This is a genomic window from Actinosynnema sp. NPDC004786 (genome assembly GCF_053601135.1).
In genome coordinates, this window is the sequence record NZ_JBSGBG010000010.1 from 171723 (window position 1) to 188169 (window position 16447).

At 74.0% G+C, this 16447-nt stretch carries 14 protein-coding genes; 3 read left to right on the forward strand and 11 right to left on the reverse strand.

Annotated elements, in window-relative coordinates; genetic code table 11:
- Nucleotides 1-25: 25 nt before the first annotated feature.
- The 3 genes from ACWEFJ_RS11455 to ACWEFJ_RS11465 all read right to left on the reverse strand — a co-directional run bounded on the left by ACWEFJ_RS11455 (nt 26) and on the right by ACWEFJ_RS11465 (nt 3277).
- Complete coding sequence (locus ACWEFJ_RS11455) at nt 26-2041, reverse strand: oxidoreductase (protein WP_449713711.1); 2016 nt, start codon at nt 2039-2041, stop codon at nt 26-28.
- Nucleotides 2038-2583, reverse strand: coding sequence for a PadR family transcriptional regulator (locus ACWEFJ_RS11460; RefSeq protein ID WP_378084879.1), 546 nt, complete (start codon nt 2581-2583; stop codon nt 2038-2040). Before ACWEFJ_RS11460 ends, ACWEFJ_RS11455 begins: the two co-directional genes overlap by 4 nt.
- 112 nt (nt 2584-2695) lie before the next feature.
- Entirely contained in the window at nt 2696-3277 is a 582-nt protein-coding gene (locus tag ACWEFJ_RS11465) for a hypothetical protein (protein WP_449713712.1), read from the reverse strand.
- Nucleotides 3278-3505: 228 nt separating this feature from the next.
- Here ACWEFJ_RS11465 and ACWEFJ_RS11470 point away from each other — a divergent pair, with 228 nt between their 5' ends.
- Complete coding sequence (locus ACWEFJ_RS11470) at nt 3506-4591, forward strand: cytochrome P450 (RefSeq protein ID WP_449713713.1); 1086 nt, start codon at nt 3506-3508, stop codon at nt 4589-4591.
- Nucleotides 4592-4619: 28 nt separating this feature from the next.
- On the opposite strand, the gene ACWEFJ_RS11475 is transcribed toward ACWEFJ_RS11470, so the two are convergent.
- From ACWEFJ_RS11475 to ACWEFJ_RS11490, 4 genes are all read right to left on the reverse strand, one after another.
- Nucleotides 4620-5915, reverse strand: coding sequence for a M28 family metallopeptidase (locus ACWEFJ_RS11475; protein WP_449713714.1), 1296 nt, complete (start codon nt 5913-5915; stop codon nt 4620-4622).
- A 141-nt stretch (nt 5916-6056) separates the two neighbouring features.
- Nucleotides 6057-7001, reverse strand: a complete 945-nt coding sequence (locus ACWEFJ_RS11480; RefSeq protein ID WP_378084883.1) for a DNA polymerase domain-containing protein — start codon at nt 6999-7001, stop codon at nt 6057-6059.
- Between the two features lie 89 nt (nt 7002-7090).
- Nucleotides 7091-8470 (reverse strand): glycosyl hydrolase family 18 protein, encoded by a 1380-nt coding sequence (locus tag ACWEFJ_RS11485; protein WP_449713715.1) that lies wholly within the window; start codon nt 8468-8470, stop codon nt 7091-7093.
- Between the two features lie 130 nt (nt 8471-8600).
- Nucleotides 8601-9461: a sigma-70 family RNA polymerase sigma factor gene (locus ACWEFJ_RS11490; RefSeq protein WP_449713716.1), complete on the reverse strand. Its 861-nt coding sequence runs from the start codon at nt 9459-9461 to the stop codon at nt 8601-8603.
- Nucleotides 9462-9654: 193 nt separating this feature from the next.
- Here ACWEFJ_RS11490 and ACWEFJ_RS11495 point away from each other — a divergent pair, with 193 nt between their 5' ends.
- On the forward strand, nt 9655-11322 hold the full coding sequence (locus tag ACWEFJ_RS11495) for a cellulose binding domain-containing protein (protein ID WP_449713717.1): 1668 nt from the start codon (nt 9655-9657) through the stop codon (nt 11320-11322).
- A 158-nt stretch (nt 11323-11480) separates the two neighbouring features.
- Nucleotides 11481-11807 carry a DUF1540 domain-containing protein gene (locus ACWEFJ_RS11500; RefSeq protein WP_378084887.1) on the forward strand — a complete coding sequence of 109 codons (327 nt, stop codon included), beginning with the start codon at nt 11481-11483 and terminating at the stop codon, nt 11805-11807.
- A gap of 70 nt (nt 11808-11877) precedes the next feature.
- Here the strand turns inward: ACWEFJ_RS11500 and ACWEFJ_RS11505 are convergent, their stop codons facing one another.
- Genes ACWEFJ_RS11505 through ACWEFJ_RS11520 form a run of 4 tightly spaced genes read right to left on the reverse strand, consistent with a single transcriptional unit; the run spans nt 11878 to nt 16217 of the window.
- The gene (locus tag ACWEFJ_RS11505; RefSeq protein ID WP_449713718.1) at nt 11878-12360 is read right to left on the reverse strand and encodes a DoxX family membrane protein; all 483 of its coding nucleotides are present in this window, start codon (nt 12358-12360) and stop codon (nt 11878-11880) included.
- Nucleotides 12361-12392: 32 nt separating this feature from the next.
- Entirely contained in the window at nt 12393-14009 is a 1617-nt protein-coding gene (locus tag ACWEFJ_RS11510; protein ID WP_378084889.1) for a hypothetical protein, read from the reverse strand.
- 17 nt (nt 14010-14026) lie between these two features.
- Entirely contained in the window at nt 14027-15025 is a 999-nt protein-coding gene (locus ACWEFJ_RS11515) for an FkbO/Hyg5 family chorismatase (RefSeq protein WP_449713719.1), read from the reverse strand.
- Between the two features lie 13 nt (nt 15026-15038).
- Nucleotides 15039-16217, reverse strand: a complete 1179-nt coding sequence (locus tag ACWEFJ_RS11520) for a 3-deoxy-7-phosphoheptulonate synthase (protein WP_378084891.1) — start codon at nt 16215-16217, stop codon at nt 15039-15041.
- Between the last annotated feature and the right edge of the window lie 230 nt (nt 16218-16447).

The following is a 16447-nucleotide window of genomic DNA, read 5'->3' on the forward strand; positions in this document are numbered from 1 at the left end:
TAGGGCCGCCGCGGCCCTACCCACCTCAGATCGTGGCCGCGAGCCGCGTGCCCTGGTCGATGGCCCGCTTCGCGTCGAGTTCCGCGGCCACGTCCGCGCCGCCGATGACGTGCGTGACGACACCGCGCGCGACGAGCCCGTCCACCAGGTCGCGCACCGGTTCCTGCCCCGCGCACACCACGACCGCGTCGACCTCCAGCACCCGCGGCCGCTCCCGCCGCGGCCCGAACGTGATGTGCAGCCCCTCGTCGTCGATCCGCTCGTAGTTCACGCCGGTCAACTGCTCGACGCCCTTGGCCGCCAACGCCGCCCGGTGCACCCAGCCGGTCGTCTTGCCGAGCCCCTTGCCGATGCGGGACGTCTTGCGCTGCAACAGGTACACCCGCCGCGCGGCCTCGGCGGGCCGGGGCGCGGTGACGCCGCCGCGCGCCCGTTCCGGGTCGGTGACGCCCCACTCGGCCCGCCACGCGGCCACGTCCGGCGCGGGGGAGGGGGCGTGGGTGAGGAACTCCGTCACGTCCACCCCGATCCCGCCCGCGCCGATCACCGCGACGCGGTCGCCGACCGGCGCGCCGTGGCGGACGACGTCCACGTAGGACAGCGCGCGTTCGACCCCGGGGATGGCCGGGACCCTCGGCGTGACGCCGGTCGCGACCACGACCTCGTCGAAGCCCGCCACGTCGTCCACCGCGACCCGGACGCCCAGGTGCAGCTTGACGCCGGTCACCTCGATCCGCCGCCGGTAGTAGCGGATCGTCTCGGCGAACTCCTCCTTGCCCGGGATCCGGCGGGCGATGGCGAACTGGCCGCCGATGTCGTCGTCGGCCTCGAACAGCTCCACGGCGTGCCCGCGTTCGGCCAGCGCGGTCGCCGCCGCGAGCCCCGCCGGACCGGCGCCGACCACCGCGACCCGCTTCGACCGGCGGGTCGGCAGCAGCGTCAGCGTGGTCTCGTGGCCCGCGCGCGGGTTGACCATGCACGACGCCCTCTTCATCGAGAACGTGTGGTCCAGGCACGCCTGGTTGCACGCGACGCAGGTGTTGATCTCGTCGGCCCGGCCCGTCCCGGCCTTGCGCACCCAGTCCGGGTCGGCCAGGAACGGCCGCGCCATCGACACCAGGTCCGCGTCGCCGCGCGCCAGCACCTCCTCGGCGACCTGCGGCATGTTGATCCGGTTGGACGCCACCACGGGGACGCCGACGTGCGGGCGCAGCTTCGCGGTGACGTCCGTGAACGCCGCGCGGGGCACGGACGTGACGATCGTCGGCACGCGTGCCTCGTGCCAGCCGATGCCGGTGTTGATGATCGTCGCGCCCGCCGCCTCGACCTCCCGGCCGAGCGCCACGACCTCGTCCCACGTCTGGCCGTCCTCGACCAGGTCGAGCATCGACAGGCGGTAGATCAGGATGAAGTCGGGTCCGGCGGCCTCGCGGCAGCGGCGCACGACCTCGACGGCGAGGCGTCGGCGGTTCTCCGCGCTGCCGCCCCAGCGGTCGGTGCGCTTGTTGGTGCGCGGGGCGAGGAACTGGTTGATGAGGTAGCCCTCGGAGCCCATGATCTCGACGCCGTCGTAGCCCGCCTCCCGGGCCAGTGCGGTGGCCCGGGCGAAGGCGTCGACCTGCGCCCGCACGCCCCGGTCCGACAGCGCGCGGGGGCGGAACCTGCCGATGGGGGCCTTGAGGGCGGACGCGGACACGCCGAACGGGTGGTAGGCGTACCGGCCGGCGTGCAGCAGCTGGAGGGCGATCTTGCCGTCGTGCTCGTGCACGGCCCGCGTGACGACGCGGTGGCGGCGCGCCTCGCGGTGGGTGGTGAGCTTGGAGGCGAACGGGTACAGCGTGCCCGCCCGGTTGGGCGCGAAACCGCCGGTGACCATGAGGCCGACGCCGCCGCGCGCCCGTTCGGCGAAGTAGGCGGCCAGCGCGTCGAAGTCCTTGGCGCGGTCCTCCATGCCGGTGTGCATCGACCCCATGAGGACGCGGTTGCGCAGGGTCGTGAAGCCCAGGTCCAGGGGCTGGAGCAGGGTGGGGTACCCGGTCATCGCCGGTCGTCCTCTCGCATCGCGGCCAGCACCTCGTCGCACCACTCGACCAGCGCCTGCTCGGCCCGCACCCCGCCGCGCAGGACCAGGTACTGGTGCAGCCGGCGGCCGGACAGGGCGGACGGGTCGGGGAAGTCCCTGCGCTCGATGGCGCGGAACACGTCCAGGCGTTCGGCGTGCAGGTCGCGGTGCCGGGCGATCTCGGCGACCAGCGCGCCCGGCTCGCCCAGCGACGCGCCACGCACCTTCACCGCCAGCTCGTGCCGGATCGCCTCCGGCTCGCCGGGGGAGGCGAGCCAGCGGGCCAGCTCCGCGCGGCCCGCCTCGGCGACCTCGTACACCTTCTTGTCCGGGCGGCCCTCCTGGACGACCTCGTGGCACGTCACCCAGCCGAGGTCGACCATGCGCTTGAGCGTGCGGTAGATCTGCTGGTGGGTGGCGGCCCAGAAGAAGCCGATGGACTTCCCGAACCGCCGGGCCAGCTCGTACCCGGAGCCCGAGCGCTCGTCCAGCGACACGAGGATCGCGTGCTCCAACGCCATGCCGGCGACCGTAGCCGTGCAACGGGGTGCAGTGCAACTAGTTGCATACATCCTGAGCGTTGAACTCACAGGTCCCGAGCGTTCGACTCACGGGTCCCCGTGTGTCGAACGCTCAGGACCCCCGAGTCGAACGGCGGGAGGCGGTGACGACCTGGGCGGCGATGATGTCTTCCAGCGGGGTGTACTCGTCCGGCTCGTAGGAGGTGCGCACGGTGATGCTCCCGGACCGCCCCGCGACGAACCACCCGCCCGAGAGGGCCAGGCAGTCGCGCGGCGCGATCTCCGCCGCGCCGGACACGCCCTTCGTGTGCCGCGACAAGCCGAGCACGGCGTAGGCGTCGCCCACGGACAGGCCCAGGTCCCCGGCGTGACGCCGGTCGCGCGCGGTGTGCCGGGTGTTGCTCAGCTCGAAGAGCCGACCGTCGAGGGCGACGGCGACCCGGCTCACCCGCCACACGGTGGCGTGCGGGGCGTAGCGCGCCGGGCGGAACAGCGTCGGCTTGCGGGGCGCGAGCACGTGCACCGGCGCGACACCGGCGTCCCGCAACCGGTCCCGGCCCTCGGTCAGCAGCGCCAGCAGGCGGGGCACCGCGACTGCCGCCACCGCGTCCGCCTCCTCCCGACGCGCCTTCTCGGCCGCGTCCACGCGGTCGGCCTCGGCGGCGGCCCTGCGGATGGCGTCGTCCAGTGCCATGGATCCCCCAGCGTTCTCCCGGTTCGCCCGTGCATCGACGGCGCGGGACGACCCGTTACCGGACGCGGCGGAACGGGTGAACGGGGTCGTGGCCCATTGCCGCCGTCCCGACCCCGCGGCAAGACTGGGTGGCTCCCCACCACCTCGAGGAAGGGTGCGCATGACACTCATCAAGAGGATCTTCCGACGCCGCTCCGCCAATTCCGGCTACTACGCCTACCCGGCGGTGTGATCCGGCGCGACCCCCGGGAAGCGCTCGCGGCGAAGGCCGGTACCGGCGTCGCCCGACTGGGACCCGACCTGTGGCTGGTCACCGAGCCCATCGCGACCGGGCGACTGCTCGGCTCGCCGGACGCGGTGACCGCCAGGGCCCGCCAACCACCCGGCCTCACCTCATGGGGACCCGACGGGACGGCCGCCTGGACGGCGGTCCGACGCGCGATGCGGCCCGTGCTGACCACCGCGCACACCACCCCGCTGCTGCCTGCCGTCGCCGAGCGGACCCGACGGACCGCCGCGCGCTGGCCCGGCGTGATCGACGGCATGCGCGAGGCCGTCCGCCTGGTGTCCGACGCCAACCTCCACCACCTGCTCGGCGCGCCCTCGGCGACCCTCTCCGCCTTGGTCGAGGCGGAGTTGTCCGCGGCGGACGGCGTGCTGCCCGGACGGCTGCGGCGGGCCCAACGCGCCACCTACGACGCCATCCGGGCCCACAACCACGGGCCGCTGCCCGCCCTGCTCGCGGCCCAGGGCTTCGACGAGCACCACGTCACGCTCGCCGTGCGCGCCATGCTGCTGTCCGGCCACCACGTCCCCGCCGCCGCGCTCGCCTGGGCCTTCCACGAACTCGCGCGCCACCCCGACGCGCAGGACCGGGTGCGGGCGGAAGCCGACGGCAACCCCGAACGCCCGTACTGCGCGAGCCTGATCCGCGAAGCCCTGCGCCTCCACCCGCCCGTGTGGCAGCTGCGGCGGCAGCTCCGGGCGTCCGTGCACGGCCTCCCGGCGGGCGCGACCGTCGTGTTCAGCCCTTACCTGAACCACCGGAACCCGGCCGCCCACGCCGACCCGCTCGACTTCCGCCCGGAACGCTGGCTGCGGCACGCCCGTCCGGTCCCCGGTAGCTACTTCCCCTTCGCCCTGGGGCCGCGCATCTGCCCGGCGTCCCGCACCGCCCCCGTCGTGCTGACGACCATCCTCGGCGAAGTGCTCCGCACCCACCGCCTGGTCCGGCACCGCGACCCCAAGCCGGCACGGGGTGTGCTCCACGCACCGCGCGGCCTCGCGCTCCGGGTGGTGCGCACCCACCGGTGACAGCCGGCCGGTGCGCACCCCGGGCGCGTCAGAACTGGAGCGACCAGCCGTTGATCCGGCCGGTGTCCGCCGACGCCACGTCCTGCACGCGCAGCTTCCACGTGCCGTTGGCGACCTCCGAGGACGCGTTGACCGTGTACGTCGTCACGACGTCGTCCGCGCTGTCGTTCCCGGAGTTCTTCAACCGGTACGCCGAGCCGTCCGGCGCCACCAGGTCGATCACCAGGTCGCCCCGGTAGGTGTGGGTGATGTCCACGCCCACCGCCAGCGCCGACGGGGCGTTGCCCGTCACGCCGGACACGGTGATCGCGCTCTCCACCGTGCTCAGGTCGGGGATCGTGACGTCGGTCGGGTTCTCGAACCGCGGTCCGGGCGGGGAGCCCGCGCCCGCCAGCGTCCACAGGGCGTAGGCGATGGCGTCGCTGTTGCGGTCCAACGCGGTGACGTCGATGTTCGCCGTCGTGTCGCACGAGCGGTGGTAGCAGCGGTCGAACGCGACACCCGCCGTGCCGCCCCACTTCTGCGCCTGGGCCGAGGTCTTGGTGACCTCCGCGCCGGTGAACGTGCCGCCGACCGGGATGCCCGCCCGCGCGAACGCGGCGTGGTCGGACCGCCCGCCCACCGACGTCAGCTCGGTCGGCACGCTGAACCCGGCCTGGAGCGTCTGCTGGAGCAGCAACGACCCCGTGGGCTGGCCGGAGGCGCTGTAGACGAAGTAGCCCGCGTTCGGCGAGCCGATCATGTCGAAGTTCAGGTACGCCTTGATCCTCGACCGCTCGGTGGTCGGCAGGTTGTTCACGTAGTAGGTCGAGCCGACCAGGCCCAGTTCCTCCGCGCCCCACCAGCCGAACCGGATGTGCTTGCTCGGGGCCAGGCCCTGCCGCGCCACGGTCAGCGCGACCTCCAGCAGGCCCGCCGAGCCGGAGCCGTTGTCGTTGATGCCCGGACCGGCGGTCACGCTGTCCAGGTGGCCGCCCAGCATGAGCACGTCGTTCGGGTCGCCGCCCGGCCAGTCCGCGATCAGGTTGTACCCGGTCGCGCCGCTGGAGGTGAACTGCTGCACGGACGTCTGGTAGCCGGCCGCCTCCAGCTTGGCCTTGAGGTGGTTGACCGAGGCCAGGTAGCCGGGCCGGCCGTGGGCCCGGTTGCCGCCGTTGGCCGTGGCGATGGCCTGCAGGTCGTTGAGGTGCGCCTGGACGTTGGCCACGGGGATGTCGGGCACGGCCAGGGCCGTCGGCGGGGCCGCGGTGGCGGCGGGTGGGCTGAGCAGGGCGGCGGCGAGCAGCAGGGCGCTCGCCACCGGTGTGGTCCTCCGCAAGGACATGGCTGCCTCCGCAGGGTGTTGGGGAAAGCCACGCACGAGCCTGCGTGCTGCGGCACCCCTGCGGTAGCGCCTTTCGTCGTGGCACGTTCGGACGCGGAGCGGGCACGACCGCCCGCCGCGCCGCCCCGCGCCGGCGGGCGGTCAGGACCGTTCGCGCTGCGCCCGGGCCCGCCGCTTGCCCTCGTGCATGGCCTGGACGCGGGCCACCGGGATGGTGTGCCCCTCGGCCACGAGGTCGTCCGGCAGGCGTTGCGGCGCGGGCATCCGGGCGTGCCACGGGTCCTCGTCGCCGAGCAGCGCGGGCGCGGTCCTGACGGTGAAGTCGGCGGGCGTCACGGAGTCGAGGTCGTCCCAGCCCACCGGGAACGACACCGTGGCGCCCGGCCGGATCCGGGGGCTGTACGCGGCGGCGACGGTCGCGCCGTAGGCCCGGGTGGAGTCGAGGAACACCCGCCCGCCCCGGTCCTCCTTGATGAACGCCGTGGTCGCGAGGTCCGGGTCCAGCCGCTCGGCCCGCGCCGCCAACGCCCGGGTCGCGGCGGCCACGTCGTGGTCCGCGCCCTCCACCGGCACGAACACGTGCACGCCCTTGGACCCGCTGGTCTTCACCACGCCGGACAGCCCGTCGTCGGCCAGCGCCCGCCGCACGAGCTTCGCCGCCGCCACCACCACGTCGAACCCCGCGCCCTCCGGCGGGTCCAGGTCGAGCACGAGGTGCGTGGGCCGCTCGAACGCGCCGGCGAGCGCGAGCGTGACGTGGTACTCCACCGCGCGCTGGTTGGCGAACCACAGCAGCGTGCGGCGGTCCTCGCACACCGCGTACCGGATCTCCCGCTTGGACGTCTCCGCCCACAGCGTCACCGAAGGCACCCACGGCGGCGTGTGCTTCGGCAGGTTCTTCTGGGTGAACGGCTCCTGACCGGGGCGCACCCGCACCACCGACAGCGGTCGCCCGGCCAGGCCGGGCAGGATCCGGTCGCGCACCGCGTCGAGGTAGTCGACGAGGTCGCCCTTGGTCGCGTCCGCGCCGTCGAACAACGGCTGGTCGAGGTTGGTCAGCGCCACGCCGTCCCGCTCTTCACCCATCGCACCACCCTTCCCCGTGACGGGGTCGCGGGCAAGCGGGACACGGCCCGCTCCGCGAGGGGGAACGGGCCGTGTCGTCACGGGCGGGCTCAGGCGGGGAGCCGCCAGACCTGGTTGGAGGAGGCGTAGCAGTCCCAGATCTGCAGCCGGGTGCCGTCGGCCGAGCTGGGACCGGTGGCGTCGAGGCACCGGCCCGAGGCGGGGTTGCGCAGGGTGCCGTCCGCGGCGGCCTGCCACTTCTGCGCGCCGGTCCCGTTGCAGTCCCACAGCTGCACGACGGTGCCGTTGGCGGTGCCGGCGCCCGCCACGTCCATGCACTTGCCGAGCGCGCGCAACGAGCCGTCGCCGGCCACGGTCCAGCTCTGCGCGGTGGTGCCGTTGCACGTCCACAGCTGCACGGCGGTGCCGTTGGCCGACGACGCGGAGGCGACGTCGACGCACTTGCCCGCGATGCCGGTGATCGGGCCGGTGCGGCCGGGCGGGGTGGTGCCGCCCATGACGGTGTCGTAGATGGCGCTCACGAGGGAGGTGCCGCCGGTGGTGTCCTGCGACAGCTCCCAGTTCATGACGCCGCCCGCGTTGGCCATGGCCCACTGCGTCTTGCGCTTGATGGTGGGCACGCCGTTGTAGCACTGCTGCGTGCCGCCGACGGTGACGCAGTCGCGGTTGGCGTTGGCCGGGTCCATGGCGACGAGCTGCGCGTAGGTGTAGTAGTTCGGCCGGCTGTAGAACGGCACGCCCAGCACGGCCTTGGCGGCGGGCAGGCCGCGCGACTTCCAGTAGTTCACCGACGCGATGGACCAGTCGTAGTTGGCGTGCGGGCTGCCGCCGTCGTAGGCCATGATGTTGAGCCAGTCGACCTGGCCGAACACGGCGGTCTGGACGCCCTCGGCGGTGCCGCCGCCGGACACGACGGCGGCGGTGAGGAGCTTGCCGCGGCTGTGCATGGCGGTGCTGAGCTGTCCCATGAGGGCGGTGAAGTTGTTCGCCGACGCGCCGGGGTCCGGGTACTCCCAGTCGATGTCGACGCCGTCGAGGTTGTACTGGTTGACCACGCTGACGACGCTGTTGACGAAAGTCGTGCGGCTGCCGGAGTTGGCGGCCAGCGCCTCGAACGCCGAGTCGTTGCCGTCGTTCCAGCCGCCGATGGCGAGGGAGACCCGCACGCCGTTGTTGTGCGCCTGGGTGACCAGCGACGAGAGCTTGCCGGGGTCGGGGACGGCCTGGAGCGTGCCGTTGGCGTTGGGCAGGGCGAACGCGTAGTTGACGTGCGTGAGCTTGCCGAACTGGACGGCGCTGACGCTGCCCGCCCACGACGGCAGGTAGCCCACGCTCTTGAAACCGCCCGGCAGGACGGTGGCCTGTGCCGCCGGGGCGGTGGCGACGGCGACCACGAGGCCGGCCGCCGCGGTGGCGAGGGCGAGGCCCGCGGCGCCCCACCGGGTGCGTGCTGGTGCAGGGGACTGCATGGACGGTGTCCTTTCGCAGGGTGACCACCGCGTCGGTCGCGCGCGGCAGGCGGAGGCGCCACGCGGACGCGAACGCGGTCAGGGAATGGTCGGCAGCCGGGCCCGACCTTACTAGCGCACTTGATTCAAGTCACGATAAAAGTGGCACGGTGATGCGCAGTTTTCGCAGCCGAACCGGGTCGGCGATGACCTCGTAGGCGGAGACGCGGTCGTCCCGGACGACGACGGTGAGCGCGAACCGCAGGCGTCCGCGCGGTGCGACGACGATGCCCACGCGTCCGTCCACCAGAGCCGGTTCCGCGTGCCGGGCGTTCGCGGCGAGGAGCACCGTCTCCGCCGCGACGGCGTGCGCGCCGCGCACCTCCGCGGGCGTGCCGGGCGGCAGGGCGGCGGGGTCCGCGCGGCGCACGGCGTCGGCGTCCAGCACGGCGAGCAGCGCGGCGAAGTCGCCGTCGCGCGCCGCGGCCAGGAACGCCTCCACGACCTGCCGGCGCCCGGTCGCCCCGGCGTCCGGGACCGTCGTCCCGCGCACCTTCCGCCGGGCCCGGCTGGCCAGCTTCTTGCTGGTCGCCGCGCTGCGGCCGACGATGGGCGCGATCCGGTCGAACGGCACGGCGAACGCGTCGTGCAGGACGAACGCGACCCGCTCGGCGGGCGTGAGGGTGTCCAGGACGACCAGCAGCGCCCGCCCGACCGAGTCCAGCAGCACGGCCTCCTCCTCGGGGTCGTCGGGCGCGGCCGCGTCGGGCACCCGGTCGACCGCGACCTCCCGGTGGCGGCGGTGGCGCAGCACGTCGAGGCAGACGCGGGACACCACCGTGCGCGACCAGGCGGCGAGGTTGTCGATCCCGCCCGGGTCCACCCGGCACAGCCGCAACCACGTCTCCTGCACCGCGTCCTCGGCCTCGGGCAGCGAACCCAGCATCCGGAAGGCCACCGCGCGCAGCTGCCCGCGGTGCGCCTCGAACAGGTCGGCCAGCTCGTCGCGCATCGTTCCCCTTCCCTCCTGCCGGGGTGGACGAGCCGGCGGGCCGAAAGGTGACCGCGTCGGCGGAAAAAGTCTTCCCGGACCGGGTGAACTTCCCTATTTCCGAATTTGTTGACCAGCCGTCCCGCAGAGCCCTATAAAGGGCTGGTCCCAGGGGTGAGCCGCGCACCTCCGGCCTTGCGAAGGGGTCAACGGCATGAGGAAGCGCGCGTGGGCGCTGGGCGTCGCGGTGTGCGTCGCGGCGGGCCTGGCCGGTGCCGCCGTGTCACCGGCTCGGGCGGCCGCGGCCCGGCTGTCCGCCACGGTCGGCCAGTCGTCCGTGTGGAGCACGGGGTACGGCGGGCAGGTCGTGCTGACCAACACCGGCGACGCGGAGAGCACCGGCTGGGTGGTCGAGTTCGAGCTGCCGCCGGGGTCCTCGGTGACCAACGCGTGGAACGCGGTGCTCACCCGGGACGGGCAGCGGCACCGGTTCGCCAACGCGGGCTTCAACGGCCGCGTCCGCCCCGGCGGCACGGCGGACTTCGGCTTCACCGTCACCGGCCTCGGCCTGCCGTTCGGCTGCACGGTCGACGGCGCGCCGTGCGCGGGCGGAGGGCCGGCGCCGGACACCTCCGCGCCCACCGCGCCCGCGGGCCTGCGGGTCACGGGCGTGACGGCCGGCTCGGTGTCGTTGGCGTGGCACCCGTCGGCCGACGACGTCGGCGTGACCGACTACGAGGTGCTGCGCGGCACGGCGGTGGTCGCCTCGGCGACGTCCACCGCCGCGACCGTCGGCGGCCTGCTGCCGGACACCGCCTACGCGTTCACCGTCCGGGCGCGGGACGCGGCGCGCAACGCCTCCGCCCCGAGCGCCGCGGTCACGGCGACCACCGCGACCGGCCCGGGCGGGTCCACTGTGGACGTCGCCACGGCGGCGCAGCTCCAGGCGGCCCTGGCCGCCGCCGTGCCGGGGCAGACCATCCGGCTGGCCGCGGGCGTGTACCGGGGCTCGTTCGTCATCACCCGACCGGGCACGGCCGCCGCCCCCGTCACCCTCGCCGGACCGGCGGACGCGGTGCTGGTCAACGACGGGCCCTCGGGGTCGGGCCCGGCCTGCCCCGCGCCGACGCCCGGCTGGGACCCCGGCTACGGGCTGTGGCTGCACGACGCGCCGTACTGGAACCTCGCCGGGTTCACCGTGCGGGAGTCCAAGAAGGGCATCGTCGTGGACAACTCGCACCACACCGTCATCGACCGGGTGACGGTGCACCACGTGGACGAGGAGGCCGTGCACTTCCGGCGCTCCTCGGCCGACGGCGTGCTGCGCGACTCCGCGATCAGCCACACGGGCCTGGCGCAGCCGGGCTACGGCGAGGGGGTCTACCTGGGCTCGGCCGCGTCGAACTGGGACTGCCACGGCAACTCCGGCGGCGTGGACCGCAGCGACCGGGTGCAGGTGCTGGGCAACCGCATCGGACCCGGCGTGACGGCCGAGCACGTCGACGTCAAGGAGGGCACGTCCGGCGGCGTGATCCGCGGCAACGCGTTCGACGGCACGGGCCTCTCGGGGCAGAACTCGGCGGACTCGTGGGTGGACGTGAAGGGCGTCGGCTACCTGATCGAGGGCAACACCGGCACGTTCGCCGCGCCGGGCACGTTCGCCAACGGGTACGAGACCCACAACCCGGTCACCACGCCGGCGTTCGCCAACGGCTGCGGCAACGTGTGGCGGGACAACCGCTCCGACCTCGGCGGCGTGGGCCAGTACGCGATCCGGATCACCTCCACGTCGAAGTGCGCGGGGCTGCCGAACGCGGTGCACGCGTCCAACACGGTGACCCGGGCCGTCGTCGGGCTGACCAACATCGCGGTCACGCCGTGACGGCCGACTCCCGCAACGCGGGAATCGCATTGTGTGATCAGCGGCGGGAATTGCGCGACGGCTTTAGGTTAGCCTCGCCTCAATGATTTCGTGTTGCGGTGCCGGGTGGCCGGTGGCACCGTCCGAGGTGAGCCGAACTGCTGTCCGAAGGAGCGGTCATGACCACCACGGAAATGCCGGCCGTCAGCGAGTGCACGGTCACGGGTTGTTCGTACAACCACGATGGTTGTCACGCTTTCGCGATCACGGTGAACGGCGCGAACGGCGCGGCCGACTGCGGGACGTTCATCCCGCTGGCGCGCAAGGGCGGGCTGCCGAAGGTCGTCGCGCAGGTCGGCGCGTGCTCCCGGACGGACTGCGTCCACAACGCCGAGCTGGAGTGCACGGCGTCCGACGTGCGGGTCGGCCCCGGCCAGGGCAGCCACGCCGCCAACTGCCTCACCTACACCCGCAGGGCGGACGCGACGAGCCCGGCGGTGTCCTGACCCGCGCGGACGACCGCCGGCCGGTCAGCACCCCTCAGAGCTGACCGACCGGCGGGCCGCTGACGGCGGGTCAGCGCCGTCGGCGGTGGTGCCGCACCACCACGAGCGCGGCGGTCACCAGCACCAGGTTCTTCACCACGAACTCGCCCGTGGTGCTCAACAGCAGCGGGTTGCCGTGCTGGAACGCCTGCGCCGGCTGCACCACCAGCACCAGGAACGTGCCCAGCAGGTGCAGCGCCACCAGCGCCGCGACCAACCGCACCCGCACCGCGACGACCAGCGTCGCGCCCGCCAGCACCTCGAACACGCCCACCGCGGGCACGAACCACGAGCCGGGCAGGAACGGCACGGTGGCGGCGACCAGGTCGCGCACCGGCGAGGCGCCGGCGACCTTCAGCGCGCCGAACCACACGAACACCACGCCCAGGGCGATCCGCAGCAGCGGCACGCTCCGGTCCAGCACCGCGTCCGCCAGGCGCGACACCCGGTCGGCGGGCGTCGGCCGCGGTCGGTCGGGCCGGACGTCCGGCGGTCTGGTGAGTTCACTGGTCATCGGTCGGTTCCCCCCATCGTCGGTCTTGCCGGTCAGGCTTCGGTCCGGCGCGCGGCGGTGAGCGAGCGGCCCAGCGAGCGCAGCCGCTCGTCGGTCCGCAGCACCTGCTCGGCGACCACGTCCAGCGCCCGGTCCAGGTGCGGTCGCACGGTCAGCGGCCACTCCACGCCGGCCGCCCGGTCGCGGGCGTCCGCCGTGGCCTCCGGGAACGCCGCGGCCACCGCGTACACCACCGCGCCGAGCACCGCGTCCAGCACCAGCTCCGGCAGCATCGACGTGACCAGGTTCGGCAGGTGGCCCGCCTGCTCGGCGGCGTCGCGCGGCCGCCACGGGTCCAGGTGCGGCCGGACCGCCTCCCACAGGCCCGGGTCGACCGCGCCGACGCCGTACCGCCCGGCCCACTGCAGGGTGTCCGCCCTGGTCACCGTGGCCGCGAGCACCTCCCGGACGTCCGCGCCGATCCGCAGCAGCTCCGCGAGGTCCAGGTCCTCCGGCGACCCCACCAGGGCGGGCCGCAGGTCCATGGCCACCCGGTGGTGCCAGCGCGCCTCCCACACCGCCCGCCACCACATCGCCTCCTGCGTGGCCGGTCGCGCCAGCCACACCGCGATGTTGCGGAAGTAGGACTTGATCTCCTCGTACGCGGCCCGGCCCTCCGCCGACGCGGCGAACCCGACGCTCTTGACCGGGTCGTTCGGCACCGTGGGGTCGCCGACCAGGTTGACGTTGAAGAAGTGGTGCCACGTGGCGTCCACCGACACCCGGCCCACGCCGACCTGGTGGCCGTCGTACGCGCCGATCGCGCCGAACGTGGTCGCGTTCAGCCGGCCCTTGCGCAGGTCGCGCTCGGCGGGCCGGGCGTTGAGCGTGGACCACGCCACGACCTCCGGCGCGAGCCCCGCCGGGTACTCGGTCATCTCGTACCCGGCGAAGGTGAACGACCGGGTCAGGTCGTCCGGCACGTAGCACTCGCCCTCGTGCGGGTGGTCGGGCAGCACGCGGATCGTGCCGCGCGGCCCGCACAGCAGCGGGTGCGGGTACGCCTGGTGCGCCCACTTCGGCGAGTCCGACGTGGCGTACATCCGGGGCGTGATCACCTGCGGCACGTCGTCGGACTGGTCGTTGAACTGGAACATCGGGTCCCGGCCCTCCGACAGCGTGTCGTGGCGGTCCGGGCCGTCGATCGACGGCGCGACCGGCTCCCCGAAGGGGCCGGGCTGCGGCCAGTGCCACTTGCGCATGCTGCGCACCCGCGGCAGGTCGCCGCACATCGAGACGCCCAGGTCCTCGTGGTCGCCGGTGGCGAACACGCCGCCACCGCCGTCCATGAACTCGGCGAGCGCCCGCAGCTCGGTCTGCTCCAGCGGGGGCCGGGGCGCGCGGGCCACGCCGAACAACCAGATCTGGTCGTACTGCGCCAGGTCGTGCCCGTCGAACCGGAAACCCTGCAGGTCGGCGGACAGCGCGGGCAGGTTCTCCTCGCGGTGGGCCTTGGTCACCTCGAACCGGGCCCACGACGAGGTCGGCTGCTCCAGCACGTCCACGAGCGTCGCCAGGCCGAAGTCGGCCCTGTCGAAACCGGCCGTCCCGTCGGCGACCATCAGGATGCGGATCGGGTCGGGCTCGGCGAGGACCGACGTGTTGGCCATGGGTGCTTCCTCTCGGGTCACGGGACCATCCCTTCGATTTCCACCAGCAGGTCCGGGCGGCAGACGTCGACGGTGAAGACCGCCAGGTCGGCGCGCCGGGAGAACTCGTCGCGGCACAGCCGCAGGACGGTGGGCACGTCCTCGGGCCGCTTGACGTAGACCTTGATCGCCCGCAGGTCGTGCAGCGCGTTGCCGCCCTCGATGCCGTGGCGGGCGAGGTTCTCCGCCCCGATCAGGGCGGCGATGTTGGCCAGCGTCACCTGGGTCTGGCGGGCGACGTCGCCGACGCCGACGGTGGCGTGGTCGAGGATGCTGGCCGTGCCGGACACGTACAGCGAGCCGCGACCGCCCTCCGGGGCGAGGTAGGTGGCCCGGGCGAAGCTCGGCGACCTCGGCCCGTACTGCGCCGGGTACTCGTGCGCGGGCACCTGCAACGGGTTCTCCAGGTGCACGGCCCGGTGGGACCGGTGCGCCAGGAAGTAGAACGCGATGCCGCCGCCCAGCGCCCCGATGCCGGTCGACGCCGGCATGGCGTGCCCGCGCTCGTCGAACGCCCGGCCGCGGCCGACGCAGAAGTCCCGGTAGACCTCGGTGCCGAAGGCGTCCAGGTCGGTGATGCCGTCCAGCATGTTCCACATCCGGAACACGTTGCGGTAGCCCAGGCGCTCGACCAGGTCGAACGCCGCCAGGTACGCCCGGCGCGTCGCCTCGCCGCAGTCCACCGACGGGCCGATCCACCCGGCGCAGAACAGCACCTCGTCGTCGTGCGCGTAGAGCAGCCCCCGGTGCTCGCCGACGCGCACCGGCCGGCCCTCGGTGTGCCAGACCTCGACCACCTCGGGCTCGCCCGGCCGCACCATGTGCAGCGGGAGGACCGGTCGGCCGTGCTCCCACCGCGGTGGACCGGCCTGGGCCGAGTAGTGGACGGCCCCCAGCACGGTGTCACCGGCCAGGCCGGCGAAGTCCTCCGCCGTCCGGAACGCGCACGGTGGTGTCGCGATCACGTTGCCACGCAATGTCTTCTCCCCCTCAGGAGTGGGCCGAGCGCCACGCCGCGATCACGGCGAGCGCCTGGTCCGGGTTGAGCCGGGGGTCGCAGAGGCTCGTGTACGGGCCGGTGGGGAACCCGTCCCACCCGCACTCCTCGACCTCGTCCGGCGTGGTTTCCAGGTGCAGGCCGCCGGCCACCCCGCCGGCGACGTGCACGGTCGCCAGGAAGTCCGCGACCTCGCGGACCACCGTGTCGACCAGTCGGGTCTTGCGGCCGTCGGGCGCGACGACCGTGTTGCCGTGCATCGGGTCGCACAGCCAGATCACCGGGTGGCCCGCCGCCCGGACCGCGGCCACCAGGCCCGGCAGCAGCCCGGACACCCGGTCCGCGCCGAGCCGGGCGATCAGCGTCAGCCGGCCGGGCTCGCGGTCCGGGTCCAGCCGCTCGCACAGCGCCAGCAGCTCGTCCCGCCCCAGGCCCGGCCCGACCTTGCAGGCCACCGGGTTGGCGACCGACGCGAGCAGCCGGACGTGCGCGCCGTCCACGGCCCGGGTCCGGTCGCCGACCCACGGCCAGTGCGTGGACGTGAGCAGCGGGACGCCCCGGTCGTCCAAGCGCACCAGCGGCAGCTCGTAGTCCAGGACCAGCGCCTCGTGGCTCGTCCACAGCGCCGGGTGCCGGCGGCGCAGGTGCGCCGCGGCCGACCGCGCCGCGTGGTAGCCCGCGATCAGCCGCGCCGGGTCGGCCTGCCTGGCCCGCGCGTCCGGCTGCGGCGCGTTGACCAGGTCGCCCCGGTACACCGGCAGCTCGACGCCGTCGACCACCTCGGTCGGCCGCGACCGCGGCTTGGCGAACTGCCCGGCCAGCCGGCCGACCCGCACCACCGGGCGGTCACCGCCCAGCGCCCCGGCCAGCCGGTCCACCAGCGCCGCCTTGCGCGACACGGGCCCCGGACCGCACTCGGCGAACGGCTCGGCGCAGTCACCGGCCTGCACCACGAGCCGCCGACCGGCCGCGACCTCGGCCAGCTCGGACCGCAGCGCGGCGACCTCGGCCGCCGTGACGAGGCCCGGCAGCCGCGCCAGGCGGGCGCGGAAGGCCCGCGCCCGGCGGTCGGGCCACGGCGGCTGCTGCGCGGCCGGCAGCGATCCCCAGGCTGCCGCCGCCCACTCGGACGACGCCCTCGCGTCGTTGCGCGGAACGGGTTCCGTGGACACTCTCGGACCTCCGTCGATCAATTTCCCCCGGCTGGTTTCGTGGACAATGGTTCCGATTCGCGCGGGTCTTTTCGTCGGTCCGGGGGAGGATTCACGCGGTCCGCTTTCCCGTGCTGCGTCGCCCGATCGAGGTAAACCGGCAGGGGGATCGTCAAGCTACGACGCCGGGTGGACGATATGTCGCAGAGGGGGTGATCCCATTGTTCGCGACCGCTCGGGAAATGGCGGCG